We start from the raw sequence: 21,851 nt of genomic DNA, 5'->3' as shown, positions 1-21,851 counted from the left end.
GGTCGAGGGGGCCACCGCCTCGACCAGCTCGACCGTCCTGGGGCGCCTGCGGGACGCAGAGAGTCGGCGTCGGTCCGAAAAGTCACCTCCCTTGCGGTGGGGTCTTCCGGGGTGGAACCTGCCTAGGGTGGGCACCATGACTGCGCAGACTGTGGCCGAGACGGTGACCGACGAGCGGGTGCTGGCCCTGGTGCTGGCCGGGGGCAAGGGCAGCCGGATGGAGGTCCTCACCCAGCGTCGGGCCAAACCCACATTGCCCCTCGGCGGCGTCTTCTCCTTGCTGGACATCTGCCTGTCCAATCTGGTCAACAGCCGCATCGACGACGTCTGGGTGGTGGTGCAGTACCACGCCTCCAGCTTCGACGACGTCCTGGCGCACGGGCGCCCCTGGGACCTGGACCGCAACCACGGCGGGCTGCGGGTCCTGCCTCCCCAGGAAGGGATCGGCGAGGACGAGGAGGGAATGGCCACCGGCAATGCCGACGCCCTGTTCCGGATCCGGGAGCTGATCCGCAAGCATGACCCCACCCAGGTGCTGGTGCTGTCCGCCGATCACGTCTACGCCCTGGACCACCGGGAGGTGCTCCGCACCCATCGGGAGGCCGGGGCGGAGTGCACCGTGGTCACCGCCACCATCGGCCTGGGCGAGGCGGGCCACCACACCCTGGTGGACGTCGCCGATGGCCGGGTGACCGGCGTCCACCACAAGCCGGACCAGCCGCACACCGAGACCATCGCCGCGGAGGTCTTCCTGTACGACGCCGACGTCCTGCTCAGCACCCTGGAGGAGCTGCACGACGAGCTCTCCGGGCAGGCCGAGGCCGGCGACACCGGTCTGGGTGATTTCAGCGAGCACCTGCTGCCCCGGTTGGTGGAGCGCGGCAAGGTGGCCGCCCATCCAATGCCTGGCTACTGGCGGGACCTGGGCCGCCCGTCGGCCTACTTCCGGGCCCACCAGGACCTGTTGGCGGGCCGGGTGGACCTGCTGCACCGCGCCGACTGGCCGATCCGCACCGCCTCCCCGCAGGGCCCGGCGGCCCGGGTGCACGAGGGTGCCGAGGTGGTTGATTCCATGCTGGGCGACGGCGCCGAGATCCACGGCCGGGTGGAGCGGTGCGTGATTGGCCCGGGTGTGGTGGTGGAGGCCGGCGCCGTGGTGCACGATGCGGTCCTGATGCGCGGGGTCCGGGTGGCGGCCCAGGCTCGGGTCGGCTGGGCGGTGCTGGATGCCCGGAGCCGCGTGGGCGTCGCGGCCAGCGTGGGCGCGGACCACGCCCAGGACGAGGAGTCCCGGTTGAAGTCCGAGGAGGTCACGCTGGTGGGGATGGGTGCCGTGGTGCCCGACGGGGCGACGGTGGAGGCCGGCGGGCGGGTGGCGCCCGGGGGTACCGCCTGACCAGCCGCCTCAGCCCCATGACTGTGCAGCAGCAACTGTCAGGGGCAGTCGCTAGAACTGCTGCCCGGACACCCAACGGCTGCGCAGTCAGACCGGGGGGCCCGGGGAACGACGGATCGCACCCGATCATGAGGAGTTTCAGCGGCTTGAGGGCGGGACATGTATCCGTCGTGATCCGTTACCCACAGGGAAACCGGGCCGTTGCCGGGGAGTCCTAGCGTCGGTGGGGCATCACCCACTCACCTCAGGAAGAGGCAACAATGTCCAACCTCACCGTCGGACGCCGGGGCGTGCTCGCCCTGGGCGCCGGAGTCACCGCCGCTGCCGCTGTTGGCAGCCAGGCCAGCGCGCTGCCGGAAGGCCGTCGCGGCAAGAAGAAGAACCCCAAGGCCAAGTTGCGTTTCGGCAGCGACGGCAAGTTCACCGTCCTGCAGTTCAACGACACCCAGGACGGGCACCTGACCGACAAGCGCACCATCGAGCTGATCACCAAGGCCGTCGAGCGCGAGAAGCCCGACTTCGTGGTCTTCAACGGTGACATCATCAACGGGGATCCGGCCACCGCCCAGCAGGTCAAGCAGGCCTACAACAACGTGATCGCGCCCGTCGAGGCCGCCAAGGTGCCGTGGGCGTTGACCTTCGGCAACCACGACGAGGACTCGCTGGCCAAGTCCGGCATGACCGAGACCAGGATCATGGACTTCCTGACCGGCTACGAGCACAACCTGAACGTGCGCGACGACGCCCTCAACGGCCATTCCAATGTGCTGCTCCCGATTGCCGGGCGCCGGGGCAAGGGGACGGCCGCGGCCCTGTGGCTGCTGGACTCCGGCCGCTATGAGAAGGAAACCCTGGACGGGCAGAAGGTGGAGGAGTACAGCTACGAGACCCTGCACTCGGACCAGGTGGCCTGGTACCGCGAGCAGAGCATGGAGCTCACCCGACGCAATGGCGGCCGCCCGGTTCCCGGCCTGATGTGGATGCACATCCCCGTCTGGGAGACCCGGTTCATGTGGTACGGCTCGCCCACCGACTGGACCGAGGAGTCCCACAAGAAGGCGCTGGCCAAGCACCAGATCACCGATCCGCAGCGCAATGAGCGCGAGTACGTCAGCCAGTTCAACTCCGGTATCTACAACACGGTGCGCGAGCAGGGCGACGTGATGGGCATCTACTTCGGCCATGACCACATCAACACCTACGAGGGCAACTACTTCGGCGTGCACCTGGGCTACGCCCCCGGCACGGGCTATGGCACCTATGGCCTGGATGGTGCCCAGAAGCACCACCTGCGTGGCTGCCGGGTCTTCACCCTGGATGAGCGCAAGCCCGGTGAGTTCACCACCCGCAACCTGTATGCCAAGGACCTGGGCGTCGACGTCAACACCGTGGAGAACGTCCGGATCACCGAGCCGGCGCCGCTGCCCTTCTGATCCCTCAGGCCAGGGCCGCGAGCACCTCGTCACCGTCGGGTGCGGTGAGCACCTGCTCACCCACCACGACGGTGGGCACCAGCTCATTGCCGTCCTGGAGGCCGCGGACGAAGGCGGCGGCCTCCGGGTCGGTCCAGATGTTAACCAGGCTGATCCGGCCGTCATCGGGGTCCAGGCCGGCCAGCAGGTGCTCGCAGTAGGGGCAGCCTGGGCGCCAGTAGACGATGGCGTGGTCTTCACCGCGACGGGTGATGGCTTCGGTGTGCGTGGTCTCCATGCCCCCGATCCTGCCAGCTCCAGCGGATGGTCCGTCCGATCTGGGTGTCTCCCGAGGGCGCGCTTTGCTGCCCGCCGCAGCGCTGCCGTAGACTTGCCCGGTAGCCCTTTGGGGCGACGGGGCGTTGGCGCAGTTGGTAGCGCGATTGCTTTGCAAGCAATAGGTCACGGGTTCGAACCCCGTACGCTCCACCAGTCCTTTGGCCGGCGGCCACTTCCCGCTGGGGGAGTGATCGCTGACTCGTCTGGGGGCGGCCACACGCGAGCTCACCCGGCGTCGGCTGCCCCCGTCACCGTCATTGGCCGCGGGTGCCGCGGGCGCGGAGGATGGCTGACGTCAGCAGGTAGGCCACCAGCGGGAACCCGATGATTGCAAGCACGGCGAACACCAGGTGGCCGGTGCTGGGTTCGCGGACGCACATCGGGATGGTCAGGGCACACATCAGGATGAAGATCATCGAGGCGGTCTGGGTTGCCCGGTTCTTCACGGTTGCTCCTTCACTTCGGGTTGGCACGGATCATCGAAACTACAATTCCGGCGGCGGGGCCTCAGCCGTGCCCGCGGCGTCACGGGCGTCCATCGGTCTCCGGCTGGCTGCGATCCCCACGCTGGCGAGGCCGACGACGAGGACGAGGACCGTGGGAAGTGGGAGATGTTCGGCCAGCGCACCGATGCCGGGTGGGCCGGCGAGGTAGGCGAGGTAGCCGACGGCGCTGACCCGGGCCGTCATGGCTGCTTCCTGGCCGGGATGGAGGCGACCGGCGCGGGTGACCGCCAGCGGGAAGACGGGACCCAGCGCCAGCCCGATCACGCCGGCGGCGGTGATCATCAACAATGGCTGGCCCAGGCTGGCGCCGCTCACCATGGCCAGCGTGATGGTCACCGCGCTGCTGGCCAGCACACGCTCCTCCCCGACGCGAGCGATCATCGCGTCGCCGACGGAGCGGGACACGAACATGGCGACGCTGAAGACCGTCAGCGCCGTCGCGCCCCACGATGCGGGCGCCCCGAGGTCGCGGGTGATCAACAGGGCGGACCAGTCGGTGACCAGGCCCTCGATGAGCAGCGCGGAGACGGCCAGCGCCGCGATGGTCGTCGGCAGCGTGGTCTGCCACCAGCGCCGGCCGGTCGCGCGATCCTCGTCGGTGAGCATGGGCGCAGTACTCCGCTGCGTTGGCTGCCGCCACAGCGGCACGGCCGCCAGCGCGGTCAGCCCGATCAGCAGCCCGGCCATGAGCGTGAAGTGCCGTGCGACGCTGGTCTGGGTGCCGGTGGCGACGACGCCGCTGGCGGCACCCGCGAGCACGCCGAGGCTGTAGCCGCCGTGCAGGGTGGACAACAAGCGGGTGCCGGCCTGCTGCTGGTGGACCATCCCGGCGGTGTTCATCGCGACGTCGAGCACGCCGCTGACGGCACCCGCGAGCACCAAGGCCCCGATGAGCTCGAACAGCGATCCGGAGCGGCTGATCAGGGGGAGTGAGGCCGCGAAGGCCAGGGCGGAGACCACCGAGACCGGGCCGGGCCGCAGGTGCTGCAGCAGGCGCCCGGTGAGCAGCAGGGCGGGGACGGATCCGGCAGCGATGCCCAACAGTGCCGCGCCGAGCTGCCCGTCGCCCAGTGCGAGGGCGTGCTTGACCTCGGGGATGCGTGGTGCCCAGCTGGAGAGCACGGCTCCGTTGACAAAGAAGATCAGCCAGAGGCTGGCGGGGAGGAAACGATTGCGTGTGAAAGTCATGGCGGCCCTTGGGGTCGCCCTGTCGATCACCTGCCACGCATCTCCCGGACGGTCAGGAGCGGTGGGTTCCGCAGCGTGCGAATACTGCCACTGTAACGCGGCTGCGCTCGACGGTCATCCACCTTGCGCGTTGGACGGTTGCCCTGCTGACCCAACCGTCGCCCTACGACGGAAATAACCATCGGAGGGCAACCGTCCAACGCGTAAGCCGGTCACTCCACGTGCAGGGCAACGGGCCGCCCGGGCGGCTCAGCCCGCGAAGCCGGCGTAGCCCTTGATCTTCTTGGTCAGCTTCTTGTCCGTGGCCAGTTCCCGGCCGTCGAGCCGCAGCACCGGGGCAGCGCCCCGGACCGAGCTGACCAGCCACACCCCGTCGGCCTTGGTGAGTTCCTTCGGCTTGATCAGCCGGTACTCGGTCTTCCAACCGTCCTTGGCGGCCGCCTTGAAGACCTGCTTCTGGGTGATCGAGTCCAGCACGCCGGTGCCCTCCACGGGCGTGGTGACAAGCACCCCCTCGCGGGCCATCACCAGGGCGGCCGTGGGGCCTTCCAGGCAGTAACCATCGGTGCTGGTGAACAAGACGTCGTCGGCGCCGCGACGGTGGGCCTCCCGCTTGGCGGCCATGTTGATGCCGTAGCTCAAGGACTTCACGCCACCCAGCAACCAGGGCGCGTCGGCGCAGGCATCACTGGCCATGCCGCGGCTCAGGGTCACGACGTCGATCCCGTCGCGCTGGGCCAGGGCGGCCGGGGTGATCTCGGTGATGCTGAGCACCAGCAGCGGAATGCCCTGGGTGCTCTCCAGCCCGGAGGTCTGCATCAGCTTCAGGGTGGCCTCGCCGGGGTGGCTCCAGGCCTCGACGGCCTCCTCCACCAGCGCGCGCCAGGCGTCCCGGTCAATGTGCTGACCGGTCAGCAGGAAGAAGGATCGGTCCATCCGGGCCAGGTGCTCGGGCAGGTTGTCGACGCGGGAGACCCCGTCGGAGGCGGTCACCACCCGGGTGGCGTCGAAGACCCCGTCGCCGCGGGTGAAGCCCAGGTCATCTGCTGTCGCGACGTGCTTCTTGGCGGACAGGATCCCGCGGCCGTTGACGGCGACGAGTTGGGCGGGCGCGGAACCGGGCTTGGGCTTCATTCCCGAAAGGCTACTGCCAGCCAGCGCGGTCACCGTGCATCGGCCCGTCTCAGCCGGGTGTCAGGCTGGGGCGCATACTCTGGTGGGCATCTATGTGGTCGCAGCGTGAGGTGATGAGTCATGCGCTGCAGCGTCGCCGAGCTCTGGTGGCCCTGCAGCAGCCGCAACGTGCCCTCAGCGAGAACGGTCCGTGTGATGCGGATCCTCTGCTGGTGCGCGCCGCCCTGCACCATGGTGAGCCGAGCGACGAGGACTGCCCGGTCTGCGGCGGCGAGCGGCTCACCAACCTGAACTACACCTTCGGCGACCAGTTGGGGCAGTTCAGCGGCAGGATCAAGTCCAGCGAGGACCTCGTCGAGATGCAGGAACAGTACGGCGAGTTCACGGTCAGGGTGGTCGAGGTGTGCCCCGACTGCTTCTGGAACCACTTGGTGCTGACCTACAAGCTCGGGGATGGCAGGAAGCGCAGGCCGCCGCGCCGCCAGGAAACAGTTGAGGACATCTATGGCTGACAAGACACCTGACAAGCCCGTCGACGGCGGGGCGCACTCCGTGGCCCCAGCGGGGAAGAACGGCAAGGACGGCGCGCCGCGCAGCAAGCGACGGCTGGCCGCCCGGATCGCCAGCGTGCTGGCCGTCGGCGTGCTGCTGATGGCACTGGTGGGCATGATCGCGGGCCTGGTCTTCTACAACCGCACCACCCTGCCCGACCCCAACAAGGACTTCACCACCAACACCAGCTTCCTGTACTACAACGACGGGAAGACCAAGCTGGGCAGCTTCGCCATCCAGAACCGGCAGAGCCTGACCTATGCCCAGATGCCGGCCTCCATCAAGGACGCGGTGGTGGCGGCGGAGAACCGCAGCTTCTGGAGCGACCGCGGCATTTCCCCGTCGGGCATCATCCGGTCCGCCTGGACCATCGCCCGCGGTGGTGAGGTCCAGGGCGGTTCCACCATCACCCAGCAGTACATCAAGGTGCTCTACCTGAGCCAGGACCGCACCATGTCCCGCAAGCTGCGGGAGCTGGCGCTGGCCACCAAGATGGGCAAGGAGATGCCCAAGGAGGAGATCCTCCAGGGTTACCTGAACACCATCTACTACGGCCGCGGCGCCTACGGCATCCAGGCCGCCAGCAAGAGCTACTTCAATGTCGACGCCAAGGACCTGACCATTCCGCAGGCCGCGGTGCTGGCCAGCGTGCTGAACAACCCGTCGGCCTATGACCCGTCGGCCGCCAAGGGCAACAAGGACCGGCTGCTGGGCCGCTACCGCTATGTGCTGCAGGGCATGCAGGAGGCCGGCAAGATCACCCCCGCGCAGTACGCGCAGTGGTCCAAGGCGCTGCCCACCTTCCCGGACATCCCGCTCAACCAGCGCTGGTCGGGCACCAATGGCTACCTGCTGAAGATGGTGCAGAACGAGCTGATGGCCAAGGGCCTCACCCAGGGTCAGATCGAGGGCGGTGGCCTGCAGATCACCACCACCTTCGACGAGAAGCTGCAGAAGCGGGCCGTCGACGTGGGCAGCTACTACAAGAAGATCGTCGGGGCCAATGGTGAGGGCGGTGCCGCCGCCATCCATCCGGCGATCGCCTCGGTCAAGGTGGGCACCGGCGAGGTGCTGGCCGCCTATGGCGGCGCCGACTACATCAAGAACACCCGCAACTGGGCCACGACGGACCGCCCGGCGGCCTCCACCTTCAAGACCTACGCGACGATCGCGGGTCTGCGTGGCGGGCTCAGCCTGCGCTCCAGCCTGAACGGTGACACCTACACCCCGCGCGGCGATTCGGTGCCGATCCGCAACGAGTTCCAGATGCAGTACGGCACCGTCACCCTGCGCAAGGCGTTGGCGGAGTCCATCAACACCGCCTTCGTGGACATGACGGAGAAGATCGACAACGGCCCGCAGGCCATCATCAAGGCCGCCAATGACGCGGGCGTGCCCAAGGGCGCCGGCTGGGACCCCAATGGCCGGGTGGCGCTGGGCATCGCCGAGGTCAGCCCGCTGGAGAACGCCGGCGGCTTCGCCACCCTGGGCAATGACGGTGTGCACGTGGCCAACCACGTGGTCAAGGAGGTCAAGGACGCCAAGGGCAAGGTGATCTACTCCGCCGACACCAAGGGCAAGCAGTCGGTCGAGAAGGGCATCGCCCGGGACGTCACCTCCGCCCTGACCTCGGTGGTCAGCAGCGGCACCGGTGGCCGGGTCTCCGGGATGGGCTTCGAGGTGGCCGGCAAGACGGGCACCAATGGCGTCGAGCGCAATGGGAAGAACATCATCACCTCGGCCTGGTTCACCGCCTACACCCCGCAGATCTCCACTGCGGTGATGTTCGTGGCCGGGGACGACGGCAACGGCTCGCTGGACAACTACCGCCAGCCGGGAGACAGCGCCTTCTTCGGCGGCACCTATCCGGCCATGGTGTGGCGGGACTTCATGAAGGTGGCCATGGAGGGCCAGGATGAGAAGTCCTTCCCGGAGGCCGCCAACGTGAACTACGGCGAGGAGAAGGGCCGGGTCTACGTGCCGCGCCCCAGCCGCACCGCCACCAGTCAGGGCAATGGTTCGTCCGACGGCGCCTCCCAGAAGCCCAGCGAGCAGCCGAGCAGCCAGGCGTCGGCCAGCAAGCCGGACACCGCCAGCGCGCAGCCCTCGGCTACCGCGACGGGCACCGCGCCGGGCGCCACCAGCAAGCCGACCGCCACCGCGCAGCAGACGACGTCGGCGCCCAAGCAAACCACCACCGCACCCAAGCAGACCAGCACCAAGGCGACGGCACCGGCCACCAGCAAGGCCGCCACCCAGCCCACCCGGGCCACCACGACGCAGAAGGCCACCGCCAAGACCACCGGTCAGGGCAACGGCACCAGTGGTCAGGGCTCGGGCGGTCAGGCCACCGGTGGCCAGGGCGCGGGCAAGGCCACCGCCGGATCCGGCGGGAACGGCTGACCCATGCCCGGCTCGACCCACGCCCCACCCCGTCTGGACCTCGACGCCAGGCTGGGTGGCCCGGTGGGGCGGCATGCCCGTCGCGGCGGGCTGTGGTTCAACCCGGCGCCGTGGGCGTTGCTTCTGGCGACGCTGACCTGGCTGGCGACCCTGCTGCGGCACCGGCCCTGCCAGCAGTACCAGGACGGCAAACCCGTCGACGCCTTCCTGCGGCTGTGCTATTCCGACATCCCGCTGCTCTACCAGAACACCCTGCTGGGCCGCGGCGGGATGCCCTTCCGTGACGTGCCGCTGGACCGCCCGCCATTGGTGGGTGTGCTGGTGCTGCTCTCCCGGGGGCTCGCCACGGTCTTCGGCGCCAAGCCGATCGACCAGGCCACCGGCCAGCAGATGGTGGACGGCGCGCACCTGTTCTTCCTGACCAGCGCGGTGCTGCTCTTCTGCTGCTTCCTGGCGCTGGTGGGGTGCGCGCTGCTGCTGGGGCGCGGTTCCGCCCGGGGGCTGGCCCACAGTCCGTCGGGCCGCCTGCGCAGCTGGGACGCGCTGCTGGTGGCCGGGGCCCCCGGCATCCTGACCGGCGCGCTGGTCAGCTGGGACCTGCTGGCGGTGGCCCTGACCGCCGCGGGGCTGCTGGCCTGGGCGCTGCGCCGGCAGACGGCCACCGGGGTGCTGCTGGGGTTGGCGATCTGCGCCGGCTTCTGGCCGGTGCTGGTGCTGATCGGGCTCGGAATGCTCTGCCTGCGGGCGGGCCGCCCCTCGCCCTGGCTCACCACGGCGGGCTGGGCCGCGCTGGTGTGGGCCGCGGTGAACCTGCCGCTGATGCTCTCCCAACCGTCGGGTTGGACCTCCTTCTTCACCGCCTGGCAGCGTCGCGGCCCGGACCTAGGCTCGGTCTGGTTCGTGCTCAAGGCGGCCGGGGTGCAGATCCCGATGCTGTCCACCCTGGTGCTGGTGTTGATGTTGACCTGGCTGGCGTGGGTGGCGCACCTGGTGCGGCGCGCCCCGCGTCGCCCCCGGGTGGGGCAGGTGGTCTTCCTACTGGTGGCCGGCTGGCTGCTGCTGAACAAGGTCTACTCGCCGCAGCAGGTGCTGTGGCTGGTGCTGCTGGTGCCGTTGGCCCGGCCGAAGGTCTCCGACTGGGCAGTCTGGTCGGCCGCCGAGGTCTTCTACTGCTGGGCGGTCTGGGGGCACCTGGGCGGGCAGCTCTCACCCGGCGACGGCAGCCCCGACGTGCTCTACTGGGGCGCCATCGGGCTGCGGGTGCTGGTGCTGGGCTGGCTGGTGGCCCAGGTCCGCTACGACGTGCTGCACCCCTGGCTGGACCCGGTGCGTACCCCGCTGGTGGACGACCCGATTGGCGGCGTGCTGGACCATGCCGTCGACCGGCCGCTGGGGGCCCGGGAAGGGGAGCTCAGCCTGTTCGGCCACGCAGAGGAGGATCCCGACCCCACCGTGGACCCGGAAGCGGGTGGAGGGGCCGCGACGGACTCGGCTGACGCGGCTGGGCCCAACGACGGGGATTGGCCCGCGCGCCCGCGTCGGGGAGCCCCGGAATGAGCACGGTGCCCGGCCATCGGCTCCCCGCCCGGCTCTCCTCCGACGCATGGTGGGTGGCTCGCTGCTGGCTGCTCAGCCGGGGGCTGCTGCTGGCCGTCGCCCTGTTGGCGATGATCACCCAGCGTCGTTCCGGGCATGACCTGCTGGGTGCCTGGGATGCCGCGCACTTCCAGGCGATCGCCGCCCATGGCTATGCCAACCCGATTGACCGGGCCTTCTTCCCCGGCCTGCCGCTGCTGCTGCGCGCCGCGCACACCGTCGGGATCCCGATGGGCCTGGCCGGGGTGGGGATCGCCGCGGTCTGTTCCGCCCTGGCCGCCTGGGCGCTGCTGCGGCTGGGGGGCCCGGTGGCGGCCGGGCTGTGGCTGTTCGCGCCGACGACGGTCTTCACCGCCGTCGGCTACACTGAGGCGCCGTTCTGCGCCGCCGCCTTCTGGGCCTGGGAACGGGCCCGCAACCGGCACTGGGGGCAGGCGGCGCTGTTGACCGGTCTGGCCTGCAGCTTCCGGGTCTCGGGGCTCTTCCTGATCGGCGCGCTGGGTCTGCTGGCGCTCACCCAGCACGGCCTTCCCGCCGCGAAGCGCCTGGCCCATGCCGCCCTGGTGGCCGGCGCCTTTGTCGTGCTGTTCGGCTATGCCGCCTACCTGCACCACCTGACCGGCTCCTGGAAGGCCTGGTTCGAGGCCCAGCAGAGCGGCTGGAACCGCGGCTTCACCAATCCGCTGGACGCGCTGGAGCACACCCTGGCCGCCGCCAAGCCGTCACGTTGGCCGGACCGGCCGGCCGTTGCGACGGTCTTCGCCGCTGAGGTGGTCTCGATGGCGGTGGGCGCCGCGCTGACCGTCGTGCTGCTGTGGCGGCGACGCGTGGCCGAGGCGGGCTGGGTGGGGGTGCAGGTCTTCGCCTTCGCCACCTCCTGGTGGTTCATGAGCGTGAACCGCGCGGTGCTGCTCTGGTTCCCGCTGTGGCTGCTGCTGGCCGAGCTGGCCCGGGTGGGCTTCGGCGCTTCGGCCGGGGGACTCCTCGACAGCCTCGATGATCGTGGTGACGTGGGGCGGTCCGTGGGCCTGTCGGAGGGCAGGAATCGAGCGATGGCTGCGACGGCCCCAGCCGCCGCGGCGGGACGGCATGCCTCGGGCGGGCCGGTGCTGCCGGCGCCGGTCCTGGCCAGCCGCGCGGCCGTGATCGCCTTCTCCGCCGGCAGTGTGCTGGTGATGCTGTGGTGGGCTTGGCAGTTCTTCACCGGCGCCTGGGCCAGCTGACCTGCGGCAGGCACTTTGCGCAGGATGGGCGAGGTGCTGATCCGCCGCATGCTGGCGCCCAAGGACTCTGGTCAGTTGACCCGGTGCCAAAGTTGGCAGCCCAGCGGTCGCAGAAACCGATTGGACACGTTCAAATCCACAAAAGTCTGCCAACTTTGGCGGGCCCTTGCCCGGGCGCCGGCGTTACGGGGTCTCGCCGGGATCAACCTTCGCCATGGGCGCGGGCGCCGGGGCACTGTCAACAGCAGAACCGCCGGGTGTGCCGAGTCCACCCCCGTGAGGTCGGGTGCTGGGAGGTGGGGGTGCGTGGGTCACGGAGACGGCCTCACACCGCGAGAGGGCAGGGTGCTGCGTCTTGAGGGGCAGGACCTTGGCGGCCCTGGATGCCCCGACGGCACCATCACCATGACCCGGGTCCGCGTGCCCGGCTTGACAGGAACCAGCTGCAGATCAGTCCTGCTCGGCCTGCGCGATGCCCTGCTTCTCGTCCTCGGTGACCTCGCTGCCGTCGCCCCCATCCTGCCGGGAGCCGAAGCCGTCGTCGTACTGCTTGGCCACCAGCAGGGACAGGCCCATGAAGATCACCAGCAGGCCCGCCATCCCCCAGGAGACCAGGCTCATGGTCTGGTGGATGGAGCTGTGGAAGCGCCAGATCAGGGTCAGCGGCACCGCCATGTAGGCCAGGGCGAAGCACAACATCACACCCTGCCGGCGGACGGTCAGGAAGAGCATGGAGACCGGCGAGGTGACGAAGTTCAGGTAGAGCCAGGGCACCAGGATCCGGGCCATCTCCCCGGCGGGCCGCCAGTTGCCGCCCAGCACGAAGGGGAAGAGCCACGGCGCCAACAGCCAGATCAGGGTGAACGGCACGATGCCCACCGCCAGGGAGCGGAGCATGGCATTGCGCACCACCGCGAACATCTGGCCGCGACGGGTGGTGGCCAGCTTCTGGAAGAAGACCTGGCTCAGGGCCCCGTTGATCAGGCCCATGGGCATCTGCAGCAGGGACCAGGCCTGGGTGAACTGGCCCAGCAGGGCCTTGCTGAAGAAGACACCGATCAGGATGTTGATGCCCTGCAGCCGGAAGGTGTCCACCAGGGCATTCGGCCCGTTGACCAGCGGCATCTTGCGATACTCCTTGGCCATCGCCAGCGCCGAGTCCCCGGGCTGCGGGGCGGTTTCCCGTCGGGTCAGCCGCCACAGGTTCAGGCTGCTGAACCACTGGCCCACCAGGCTGCCCAGCACCAGGCCCACCGGGCCGCCCAGCGCCAGACCGACCCCCAACTGGGTGCCGACGGTGCCCACCGACTGGCCCATCCGGTTGCGGGCCATCTCCTTGTACCGCTTGCGCCGGTTGAGCCAGTACTGCCGGCTGCTGATCTGGGTCATGGCCAGCACCAGCAGGCCCACCGCCGGCAGGTAGGGCGCCAGCTCCGGATGCCGCATGGCTCCGGCGATCGGGCGTGCCCAGAGGGTGAGCACCAGCGTGGTCAGCAGGGAGACCCCCAGCGCGATCCGGCTGGCCAGTTTCACCAGGGCCCGGGCGTCGGAGTCCTCCTCCGGCATCACGACGGCCAGGTCATAGCGCAGGGCACCGACGGTGACCACGCCCGTCGCCAGCGCCATGTAGAGCCCGTAGAGGCCGAAGTCCTCCGGGGTGTAGAGCCGGGTGAGGATGGGGCGGGCCGCCAGCGGGATCACCTGGGCCACGGCGGTGCCGGTCATCAACGTCAGCACGTGCCGCAGGAACTGGTTGGAGCGCAGCTTTCCCAGCCGGGACGGGGTGGGTGTGGTCTCGCTCATCAGTCTCCTACGGGGAAGGTCGGCGGGGGCAAGCCTAACCCGGGCCCTCCCGGCATCGGCTGAGAGCCGACGTCGGTGACCTGTGCGAGCATGGACGCAGTCTGGGAAGGAATGAGCTGATGACACGTCTTGCGATCGGCCCCGCCAACTATGCCGGGCAGGCCCACGCCTGGGCCAAGGCCGTCGAGCGCCACCTCGGGGTGCCCGCCGACTCCTTCAACCGGGGCCCGGTGCGGCGGCATGAATTCCGGTTCGACACGGACCGTCAGATCCCGGCACCGGTCTTCTTCGCACCGCTGCTGCGCAAGGCCCGGATGAAGTCCTTCCTGCGTCGCTACAGCCATGTGGCGCTGGACGGCTACCAGACCTTCTTCCAGGTGCCGCAGCGCCGGGACCTGGCCGCCGACGTCGCCTTCCTACGCGAGGCCGGCTTCCCCGTCGCGCTGCTGGCGCACGGCACGGACATCCGTCGGCCCGATGCGCACATCGCCCGCCACCAGCACTCCTACTTCCTGGAGGGCGACGAGGCCTGGCGGCAGGTGCAGCAGGCCCGCGCGGACCGCAACAACCGGATTGCCCAGAGCGCCGGGGTGCCGCTGTTCGTCTCCACTCCGGACCTGTTGCAGGACCAGCCCGACGCCACCTGGCTGCCGATCTGCCTGGACCCGTCGGGCTACCTGAACGACGCTCCGCTGCTGGAGCGACGGGTGCCGCGGGTGCTGCACATGCCCAGCCGCGCCGTCCCGCCGATCAAGGGCACCCAGTACGTGGAGCCCGTGCTGCGCAGGCTGCACGACGAGGGACTGGTGGAATACGTCACCCCGCCGCGGATGCCGCACCGGGAGGTGCCCGGCTTCCTGCGCACAGTGGACATCGTGATCGACCAGCTGCTGGCCGGCACCTACGGCGTCACCGCGATCGAGGCGATGGCCAGCGGCCGGGTCACCGTGGCCGCGGTGGGGCAGAGCACCGTCGACGTGATGCCGGCGGCCCCACCCCTGGTGGACGCCACCCCGGACAGCCTGGAAGAGGTGATCCGGGGCCTGGTGGCGGACCGGGAGGCGTCCCGGGAGACGGCCGCGCGCGGCACCGCCTTCGTCCAGCGCTGGCACGACGGGCGCCACTCCGCCAACCAGCTGGCCGCCTTCCTTGGGGTGGAACCCAGGCCCCTGTGAGCCCCGATGAGCCCGCCCCGGTGAGCCGTCAGGCCGGCTCGGCGGGGGACAGGTCCTCGGCCACGGTCCGGGCGCGCTGCAGCCAGGAGTGCTCGACGCGATGCGCCACCAGCTGCTGGTGCTGCTCCCGGATCCGTTCCGGGTGTCGGGCCAGGTCGCGCAGCAGGTCCGCGGCCGCCTCCACGGTGTACGGGATGGTCCAGCCGAAGCCGTTCTCCCGCACCACCTCCCCACACAGCGTGCCCTCGCTGGCCAGGATCGGCCGGGCCTGACCGACGTACTCGTACATCTTCACCGGGGCGGCGAAGGTCCAGTAGTCGTGCGGCTCCACGAACAGGGCCGCGGTGTTGGCCTGCGCATAGTAGGGGGCCAGCTCCTCCCCGGAGGCATGCACCACCCGGACCGGGCCACCCAGGAAGGCCTCGTAGTGCTCCTTCTGGCCCTCGAACTGGTTGGCGTGGGTACACATGGTCAGGCTCACGTCATGGCCCTCCGCGGCCACCAGCTGCACCGCCTCCAACAGCTTGGGCAGGTGGTAGTGGCCGCCCAGGCCGCCGACATAGAACAGGTGCACCCCGTCGGCGGGCGGCTCGCTCACCGCGGGCATGGCATGGCCCGGTGGCAGGGCCCGGGTGCGCAGGGTGCCGACCGGCACATGCGGCGCCATCTCGGCCGACGGCAGGTAGAGCACGTTCAGGCAGCGCTGGTAGGCACGCAGGTCATAGCGGTAGGCCGCCAGCGCCGCGTGCTTCTTGAGCGGGTTCATCCCGGCGCCGTAGCTGTCCAGGGACCAGTGGATGTCCCGGTAGAAGAGCCCCACCGGGGTGCCGGCGGCGCGCAGCGCACCCAGCAGGGTGAAGTCCAGCCGCGGGTGCAGCGGCAGGTGGTGCGGGTCCGTCATCGACGTCGGCATGGTGGACGATTCGGAATAGCAGAAGTCAAAGGTGGTGCCGGCGGCCAGCGCCTCCCGGACCCGACGGGCCGCCGTCGCCCGCTCCTTGGCGTAGCCGGTGACCTCCCACACCTCGTAGCCCAGCTCCTCGAAGGCGTCCCGCATCCGCACCGGGCGGATCCCGCTGGCCGTGGTGGCCTGGCGGTTCAGCGGCAGGGGCGTGTGGAAGACCATGCGACGGGCCTGGGTGTCGAACATGCGTCGATCCTACCGACGCCCCGCCCGGGGCTAGGCTGCTGGCGTGAGTACCGCCCCCCAGCTTCCCGCCGCCCGCCTGTCCCGGTTGGTGCCCTCCCGGCCGGATCTTCCCCTGGCCCTGCTGGCCCTGGGGCTGGCCGCGATGCAGTTCGTCGACCTGCGGATCGGCCTGCACGGGAAGCCGGAGCTGTGGTCCTTCTTCCTGATCGGCTTCACCGGGTTGTCCCTGCTCTGCCTGCCCGCGCTGCTGCGTCGCGACGCCCTGACCCGGGCCGGGCGGGTGGTCCTGGCCAGCGGCCTGGTGCTGTTCGGCTGGGCGTTCTGGAGCGCGTCGCAGACCATCCTGCCGCGCATCCTGAAGCCCTGGGTGGTGATCGGGCGGCACTACCTGTTCTTCCCGCTGGCGACGGCCGTGGTCACCATGCTGGCGGCCTGGGGTCTGGCCGCGGCCATCGGTGGTGCCAGGGCCCGGCAGGCGCTGTGGCTGGGGGCCGTCACCATCACCGCCACCACCCTGCTGGCGGGGCCCCGGACCATGCTGGCCCGGCACTCCATCCGGCTGGGCACCGGGATGGGCGGCGCCGCCATCTTCCACGTCGTGCTGCTGCTGTGCCTGGGGATCCTGCTGGCCGCCGGGCTGCGGGGGGAGCGACGGGTGGTGAGCCTGGCCGGAGCCGCCCTGTGCGCCGCCGGCATCCTGCTCACCGGTTCCCGGGCCGGGCTGGCCTGTCTGCTGTGCTTCATCACGCTGATGGTGCTGCTCTACGGGCTGCGCGGTCATGCCCGGCTGGCCGGTGCCCTGCTGGGCGGGGTGGCGGTGCTGCTGGGGGCGGTGCTGGCCTTCGTCCCCGGCTCCAGCCGGCTGCTGACCAGCGGTGACCTGGGCCGCCAGGCCAATCTGGCCACCGCCCTCCAGGCGTGGCAGACCAGCTGGGAGAACCAGGTCTTCGGGATCGGGTCCGGGCGGCTGTGGCCCTGGTATGCCTTCGAGACCGGTCTGGCGCCCATCCCGTGGCGGGGGCTGGTGCAGACGGGCTTCGGGCGGGCCGTGACCAACCCGCACTCGGTCTTCCTCGGGGTGCTGGTGGAGCTGGGCTTGCTGGGGATGGTGCCGCTGCTGGTTCTGCTGGGCACTGTGCTGGTGGTGGCGTGGCGACGCTGGCGGGCCCTGGCCGCGGAGCGGGGAACCGCCGCGCTTGCCGACGTGCTGCCGCTGCTGGCCGTCGTGGCCACCATCCCGGCCTTCCTGTTCGACTTCTACCTGTTCAAGAACTACGCCGTCAGTTTCTGGTGGTGGCTGGTGGTCGCCCTGTTGCTGGGGGTGGGTGGCCGCCGGGGCGTCGATCCGGCGCCGTCCACCGCCGACCACCACCCCACCGCCGGTGAGGAGCCCGCATGACCCGGATCGTGATCATCACCCGCGCCTTCCCCTGGCTGCCGGGGGAACAGTTCGTCGAGCCCGAGGCGCCCTACTGGGCCCGGGAGGACGCCGAGGTGATCGTGATGCCCTGGCACATGGACGGCGAGCCCCGGCCGCTGCCCGACGGGGTCCGCGTCGACGACTGCATCAACCGGATCACCCCGGCCCAGCGCAAGCGCGCCCGGCTGCGGGCGCTTGGCCACCCCCTGCTGCGCCGGGAACTGCTCTGGCTGGCCCGCCACCGACGGCTGAACCGGGCCACCGCCACGGAGGTGGTGCGCAGCGTCGGCGGCGCCCTGGCGCATCGCGACGCGCTGGCTGCCTGGATTGCCCAGCACGGACCGATCGACGTCGTCTATACCTACTGGTGGGATGTCTGGACCTATGGTGCGCAGCTGCTCAAGGGCGCGGGCGTCGGGCATGTGGTCACCCGCGCGCACGGCCGGGACCTGTACGAGAGCCGGCATCCCAGCGGCTATCTGGGGCTGAAGCGGCTGCTGGGTCCGCAGCTGGACGCCCAGCTGGCCATCTCCACCGACGGCCGGCGCACCGTGATCGAGCAGTACGGGCTGCCGCCCCGGATCGTGCAGCTCAGCCCCCTGGGCGTCGAGCTGCCGGCGGAGCCGGCCCCGAGCTCACCGGACGGGGAGCTGCACCTGCTGAGCACCGCCCAGCTCTACCCGGTCAAGCGGGTGGACCGGCTGGTCGACGCCCTGGAGCTGCTCTGCCGGCAGCACCCGGAACTGCAGGTGCGCTGGACCCACTTCGGCGCCGGTGAGCTCTTCGACGACCTCCAGGCCAGGGTCCAGGCGCTGGCCGGGCTGCCCAACCTGCACGTCCGGCTGCCCGGCAGCGTGGACAATGCCACCGTCCGGCAGCACCTCCACGCCGGCCCGGTGGACTTGTTCGTCAACACCTCGGAGTCCGAGGGGGTGCCGGTCTCCATCATGGAGGCGATGGCCTTCGGCGTGCCCAGCCTGGCGCCCGCGGTGGGCGGCATCCCGGACCTGGTGCCGGCGGCCGGCCCGGGCGGCGAGCTGCTCTCGGCGGCGCCCGACGGTGCGGAGCTGGCCGACGCCCTTTGGCGCTGGCACGGCCGGGCCAAGGATCCGGCGGAGCGCGCGGCCGCCCGGAAGGTCGTCGCCGACGGCCATGACCAGGCCAGGAACTACCCGTCGCTGATGGCTCAGCTGGTGGCCCTGGCCGGCACCGCGGCCGGGGCCTGAGCGGAGTCCGCGGCAGCAAGCTGCTGCGCCCGCTCTGCCAGGTGCCACCGGCGCACGTGCGCCATGGCGACGATCAGCCACAGCCACACCAGGTGATAGCGCAGGGTGGAGGAGGTGACCACGCCCAGCAGCGGGTAGAGCGCGGTGACCGTGACGGCGCTGACCGCGCGCCAGCCGGGATTGGGCCGACGGGTGAGCAGCCCGCGGTGCACGACGGTCCACCAGCAGGCCAGGTAGAAGGCCAGGGCCGGCAGGCCGTACCAGAGCACCACCTCAATCAGCAGGTTGTGCGGGTCCATCAGGGTGCGGGTGAAGCGCAGCCCCGCGGCCCGGGTGTATTCGGCATAGGAACCGAAGCCGATCAGGGTCCGCACCGGCTCACCCGCCAGCACCTTGCCAATCAGCTGGGCAATCGCCACCCGCTGGAAGTTCGAGTTGTCCTGCATCCACGGGCTCAGCGCCAGCCCCACCGCGCCGCCGGAGCAGACCAGCAGGAAGCAGAAGACGGCCCGTTCCCGGATGGCCCGGGGCCGCAGCGTGCGCACCGAGAGCGCCAGGATCACCAGGGTGGCGGCGGCCAGGCCCAGCAGGCAGCCGCGGGAGCCCATGTGGGTGATGAAGAAGGCCGCGCTGCCCAGGATGGCCCACCGGCCCAGCCGCACCGGCAGCGACGCGTCGTGCTGGAAGACCAGCTTGGCCAGGATCACGGTGCACAGCAGCACCATCGCCACCGAGTAGTCGTTGTAGTTCGGGAAGAAGGCGCTGACATAGAACCGGTTGCGCACGATGGCGGCCGTGGTGTTCCCGCCGGGGTAGAGCACGCTGATGAACTTGAAGCCCGTGACGGCCTCGAAGACCGAGATTGCCCAGGTCAGCAGCAGGCCCAGGTAGAGGCCGTCCAGCAGCCGGTCCGCCGCCCGCGTCATCCGTCCGGTGGAGAAGACCGCGCCGGCCATCAGGATGGCGGCCAGGATCACCACGAAGTTGTTGGCGGTGCTGGGCAGCTGCTGCGGGACAAAGACCAGCACCGAGACCAGCGAGGCGCCCGCGCACCAGGCCAGCAGCCGACGCAGCGCCAGCGGCCAGCGCACCCCGCGTCGCCAACCCTGGACGGCAATCACCACCGCGGGCAGCCCCAGCAGCGCCAGGAAGCTCATCGGCACCCGGGCCGTGATCAGGGCGCCGGCCAGGGTGAGCAGCAGCGTCGCATCCCGCCGCTCGATCGGCCCGGTCAGGCGCAGCCGGGGCAGCAGCAGCCGGGGGATGACGGGCATCAGGCCGCGGACTTGTTGCGGCGCCGGGCGCTGCGCCAGTCCAGCACGACGGCGGCCAGCAGGGCGGCCACCAGGCCGGCGGCGATCCCATTGCGCACGCCGGCGAAGCGCGACGGCGCCGTCATCGTGCCGTCGTCGGTCTGGGTCACCGTCTTGGCGTCCTCCACCAGCACCAGGGTGGGCATCTCGGCCTTGGGCTCCTTGATGATCTGCGGAGCCAGCTCCACCAGCTCCTCGGCGCACGCCTGGCCCAGCTTGAGGGCCTCCTCCTCGCTGGGCGCCTTTGCGTTGATGGCCAGCAGCAGCGAGCCGCCGCCCCAGAAGATGGTGCAGCGGTCCCGCACCTCGTCGGAGGTGGGGGTGCCGCCCAGCTTCTTGGAGACGGCCTCGGTGAACAGCGGCACGTCCTCCAGAGCGACGAAGGTGCGCATCAGCTGGGGCAGCAGCTCCACCTGCGGATTGCTCATGGCGGTCTCGGAGGCCTTCGGCTGCACCATCACGTGGGCCTTGGCCGCGTGCTCCTCGGGAGCCGAGACGGGGCCGCCCCGCATCCCCAGCAGGCTGACCGCGATCATCGTCACCAGACCCACCAGGGCGGCGGGCACCAGGAAGCGCTTCAGACCGGTCACGTAGCCGATCAGGTCAAAGGTCTCGTCATTCTCCACGCTGCGATGCTACCGGCCCACACACCGCATGCCCGTCATGAATGCTTCGGTGGGCCTTTCGTCGCGTCGCCTTCATGCTGCAATACCGGACGCGGTAGCCTGTGGAGAGATTCGACACCTGCCTGTGGAGGCCAAGTGAACAACGTACGCATTCAACCCACCGCTGATCTGGATGACGGCGTCACCATCGGTGACGGCTCCTCGGTCTGGCACCTGGCGCAGGTGCGCCACGGCGCCGAGCTCGGGACCAATGTGATCGTCGGTCGTGGCGCCTACATCGGTGAGGGCGTGCATGTGGGCAACAACTGCAAGATCCAGAACTACGCGCTGGTCTACGAGCCGGCCCATCTGGAGGACGGCGTGTTCATTGGCCCGGCGGTGGTGCTGACTAATGACCATTTCCCGCGCGCGATCAATCCGGATGGCACGGTCAAGTCGGCCTCGGACTGGGAGCCGGTGGGGGTGACCCTGAAGGAGGGTTGCTCCGTGGGTGCCCGCGCCACCTGCGTCGCCCCGGTGACGATTGGCCGCTGGGCCACCGTCGCGGCGGGTTCCGTGGTGGTCAAGGACGTTCCGGACTACGCGCTGGTGGCTGGTGTTCCGGCGCGTCGGATCAAATGGGTGGGCCGCTCCGGCTTTCCGCTGGCCGAGGACGGCACGGACGCTGCTGGCAAGAAGCAGTTCCGCGACGAGAAGACGGGCGATGTGTTCGTCGAGGACAACGAGGTTTTGACCCTGGTGGCCGAGGGGTCCGCCAGCACCGACATGGAGGAAGACAAGTGACTGAAGCGTTCATCCCGCCGGCCAAGCCGATTGTTGGCGAGGAGGAGATCGAGGCCGTCACGCGTGTGATGCGTACCGGCATGCTGGCCCAGGGCCAGGAGGTGGCTGATTTCGAGGCCGAGTTCGCGGCGCAGTTCACCCCGGGCCGTCAGGCCGTGGCGGTGAACTCGGGCACGTCGGCCCTGCACATTGGTCTGTTGTCCGCGGGTATCGCTGCTGGTGACGAGGTGATCGTGCCGTCGTTCACTTTCGCGGCGACGGCGAACTCGGTGGCGTTGACGGGTGCGACCCCGGTCTTTGCCGACATCGAGCCGGATTCCTTCTGCTTGGACCCGAAGAGTGTCGAGGCGTCGATCACGGACAAGACCAAGGGCATCATGCCGGTGCACCTGTATGGGCATCCGGCCAACATGAAGGCGCTCAAGGAGATCGCGGACAAGCACGGCCTGCTGCTGTTCGAGGATGCCGCGCAGGCTCATGGCGCGTCGCTGGATGGTACTGCGGTGGGGTCGTGGGGCACGTTTGGTGCGTTCTCCCTGTACCCGACCAAGAACATGACCTCGGGTGAGGGTGGCATGATCACCGTCGCGGATGCCGAGGTGGAGC

19 protein-coding genes and 1 tRNA gene are annotated in these 21,851 nt (G+C 70.0%); 12 read left to right on the top strand and 8 right to left on the bottom strand.

Going from position 1 to position 21,851, the window contains the following annotated elements:
• Positions 1 to 136 precede the first annotated feature (136 nt).
• Together AAEX60_RS00100 and AAEX60_RS00095 are read left to right on the top strand one after the other, a co-directional pair.
• Positions 137 to 1,396, top strand: coding sequence for a glucose-1-phosphate adenylyltransferase family protein (locus AAEX60_RS00100; protein WP_342100137.1), 1,260 nt, complete (start codon positions 137 to 139; stop codon positions 1,394 to 1,396).
• Positions 1,397 to 1,656: 260 nt separating this feature from the next.
• The gene (locus AAEX60_RS00095; protein ID WP_342100136.1) at positions 1,657 to 2,829 is read left to right on the top strand and encodes a metallophosphoesterase family protein; all 1,173 of its coding nucleotides are present in this window, start codon (positions 1,657 to 1,659) and stop codon (positions 2,827 to 2,829) included.
• A gap of 4 nt (positions 2,830 to 2,833) precedes the next feature.
• Here the strand turns inward: AAEX60_RS00095 and AAEX60_RS00090 are convergent, their stop codons facing one another.
• Complete coding sequence (locus AAEX60_RS00090) at positions 2,834 to 3,106, bottom strand: glutaredoxin domain-containing protein (protein WP_342100132.1); 273 nt, start codon at positions 3,104 to 3,106, stop codon at positions 2,834 to 2,836.
• 118 nt (positions 3,107 to 3,224) lie between these two features.
• Here AAEX60_RS00090 and AAEX60_RS00085 point away from each other — a divergent pair.
• Positions 3,225 to 3,300, top strand: a tRNA-Ala gene (locus AAEX60_RS00085).
• A gap of 101 nt (positions 3,301 to 3,401) precedes the next feature.
• Here AAEX60_RS00085 and AAEX60_RS00080 read toward each other — a convergent pair.
• The 3 genes from AAEX60_RS00080 to AAEX60_RS00070 form a co-directional block, all read right to left on the bottom strand.
• Positions 3,402 to 3,593: a hypothetical protein gene (locus AAEX60_RS00080; protein ID WP_342100130.1), complete on the bottom strand. Its 192-nt coding sequence runs from the start codon at positions 3,591 to 3,593 to the stop codon at positions 3,402 to 3,404.
• A gap of 39 nt (positions 3,594 to 3,632) precedes the next feature.
• A complete protein-coding gene (locus tag AAEX60_RS00075) occupies positions 3,633 to 4,841 on the bottom strand; it encodes an MFS transporter (protein ID WP_342100128.1) in 1,209 nt (402 codons plus the stop codon).
• Positions 4,842 to 5,090: 249 nt separating this feature from the next.
• On the bottom strand, positions 5,091 to 5,975 hold the full coding sequence (locus AAEX60_RS00070; RefSeq protein WP_342100127.1) for an aminodeoxychorismate lyase: 885 nt from the start codon (positions 5,973 to 5,975) through the stop codon (positions 5,091 to 5,093).
• Positions 5,976 to 6,067: 92 nt separating this feature from the next.
• On the opposite strand from AAEX60_RS00070, the gene AAEX60_RS00065 reads away from it, so the two are divergent.
• The 4 genes from AAEX60_RS00065 to AAEX60_RS00050 are packed head-to-tail and all read left to right on the top strand — an operon-like array spanning position 6,068 to position 11,749.
• Complete coding sequence (locus AAEX60_RS00065; RefSeq protein WP_342100124.1) at positions 6,068 to 6,487, top strand: DUF5318 family protein; 420 nt, start codon at positions 6,068 to 6,070, stop codon at positions 6,485 to 6,487.
• A complete protein-coding gene (locus AAEX60_RS00060; RefSeq protein ID WP_342100123.1) occupies positions 6,480 to 8,930 on the top strand; it encodes a transglycosylase domain-containing protein in 2,451 nt (816 codons plus the stop codon). The genes AAEX60_RS00065 and AAEX60_RS00060 overlap by 8 nt, the downstream gene beginning before the upstream one ends.
• Positions 8,931 to 8,933: 3 nt before the next feature.
• Positions 8,934 to 10,487, top strand: a complete 1,554-nt coding sequence (locus AAEX60_RS00055; RefSeq protein WP_342100121.1) for a glycosyltransferase family 87 protein — start codon at positions 8,934 to 8,936, stop codon at positions 10,485 to 10,487.
• Positions 10,484 to 11,749 carry a hypothetical protein gene (locus tag AAEX60_RS00050; RefSeq protein WP_342100120.1) on the top strand — a complete coding sequence of 422 codons (1,266 nt, stop codon included), beginning with the start codon at positions 10,484 to 10,486 and terminating at the stop codon, positions 11,747 to 11,749. The genes AAEX60_RS00055 and AAEX60_RS00050 overlap by 4 nt, the downstream gene beginning before the upstream one ends.
• 450 nt (positions 11,750 to 12,199) lie before the next feature.
• Here the strand turns inward: AAEX60_RS00050 and AAEX60_RS00045 are convergent, their stop codons facing one another.
• Positions 12,200 to 13,552 (bottom strand): lipopolysaccharide biosynthesis protein, encoded by a 1,353-nt coding sequence (locus AAEX60_RS00045; RefSeq protein WP_342100119.1) that lies wholly within the window; start codon positions 13,550 to 13,552, stop codon positions 12,200 to 12,202.
• A 119-nt stretch (positions 13,553 to 13,671) separates the two neighbouring features.
• Between AAEX60_RS00045 and AAEX60_RS00040 the strand changes: the two genes are divergently transcribed.
• Positions 13,672 to 14,727 (top strand): glycosyltransferase, encoded by a 1,056-nt coding sequence (locus AAEX60_RS00040; RefSeq protein WP_342100118.1) that lies wholly within the window; start codon positions 13,672 to 13,674, stop codon positions 14,725 to 14,727.
• Between the two features lie 28 nt (positions 14,728 to 14,755).
• On the opposite strand, the gene AAEX60_RS00035 is transcribed toward AAEX60_RS00040, so the two are convergent.
• Entirely contained in the window at positions 14,756 to 15,877 is a 1,122-nt protein-coding gene (locus AAEX60_RS00035; protein ID WP_342100116.1) for a glycosyl transferase, read from the bottom strand.
• Between the two features lie 43 nt (positions 15,878 to 15,920).
• Here AAEX60_RS00035 and AAEX60_RS00030 point away from each other — a divergent pair, with 43 nt between their 5' ends.
• Together AAEX60_RS00030 and AAEX60_RS00025 are read left to right on the top strand one after the other, a co-directional pair.
• Complete coding sequence (locus tag AAEX60_RS00030; RefSeq protein ID WP_342100114.1) at positions 15,921 to 17,276, top strand: O-antigen ligase family protein; 1,356 nt, start codon at positions 15,921 to 15,923, stop codon at positions 17,274 to 17,276.
• Positions 17,273 to 18,523: a glycosyltransferase gene (locus AAEX60_RS00025; RefSeq protein ID WP_342100112.1), complete on the top strand. Its 1,251-nt coding sequence runs from the start codon at positions 17,273 to 17,275 to the stop codon at positions 18,521 to 18,523. The genes AAEX60_RS00030 and AAEX60_RS00025 overlap by 4 nt, the downstream gene beginning before the upstream one ends.
• Here AAEX60_RS00025 and AAEX60_RS00020 read toward each other — a convergent pair.
• Both AAEX60_RS00020 and AAEX60_RS00015 read right to left on the bottom strand, forming a co-directional pair.
• Positions 18,484 to 19,797, bottom strand: a complete 1,314-nt coding sequence (locus AAEX60_RS00020; protein ID WP_342100110.1) for an O-antigen ligase family protein — start codon at positions 19,795 to 19,797, stop codon at positions 18,484 to 18,486. The genes AAEX60_RS00025 and AAEX60_RS00020 overlap by 40 nt on opposite strands.
• The gene (locus tag AAEX60_RS00015) at positions 19,797 to 20,462 is read right to left on the bottom strand and encodes a hypothetical protein (protein WP_342100108.1); all 666 of its coding nucleotides are present in this window, start codon (positions 20,460 to 20,462) and stop codon (positions 19,797 to 19,799) included. The genes AAEX60_RS00020 and AAEX60_RS00015 overlap by 1 nt, the downstream gene beginning before the upstream one ends.
• Positions 20,463 to 20,597: 135 nt before the next feature.
• Here AAEX60_RS00015 and AAEX60_RS00010 point away from each other — a divergent pair, with 135 nt between their 5' ends.
• Both AAEX60_RS00010 and AAEX60_RS00005 read left to right on the top strand, forming a co-directional pair.
• Entirely contained in the window at positions 20,598 to 21,245 is a 648-nt protein-coding gene (locus tag AAEX60_RS00010; RefSeq protein WP_342100106.1) for an acyltransferase, read from the top strand.
• Positions 21,242 to 21,851: DegT/DnrJ/EryC1/StrS family aminotransferase (locus AAEX60_RS00005; RefSeq protein ID WP_342100104.1), on the top strand; the 610-nt coding region annotated here is incomplete at its 3' end. The genes AAEX60_RS00010 and AAEX60_RS00005, both read left to right, overlap by 4 nt.

It is taken from the genome of Luteococcus sp. H101, from assembly GCF_038433155.1.
GTDB lineage: Bacteria > Actinomycetota > Actinomycetes > Propionibacteriales > Propionibacteriaceae > Luteococcus.
The sequence above is the reverse complement of the archived record's forward strand: the minus strand, read 5'-3'. Positions and strand labels throughout refer to the sequence as shown.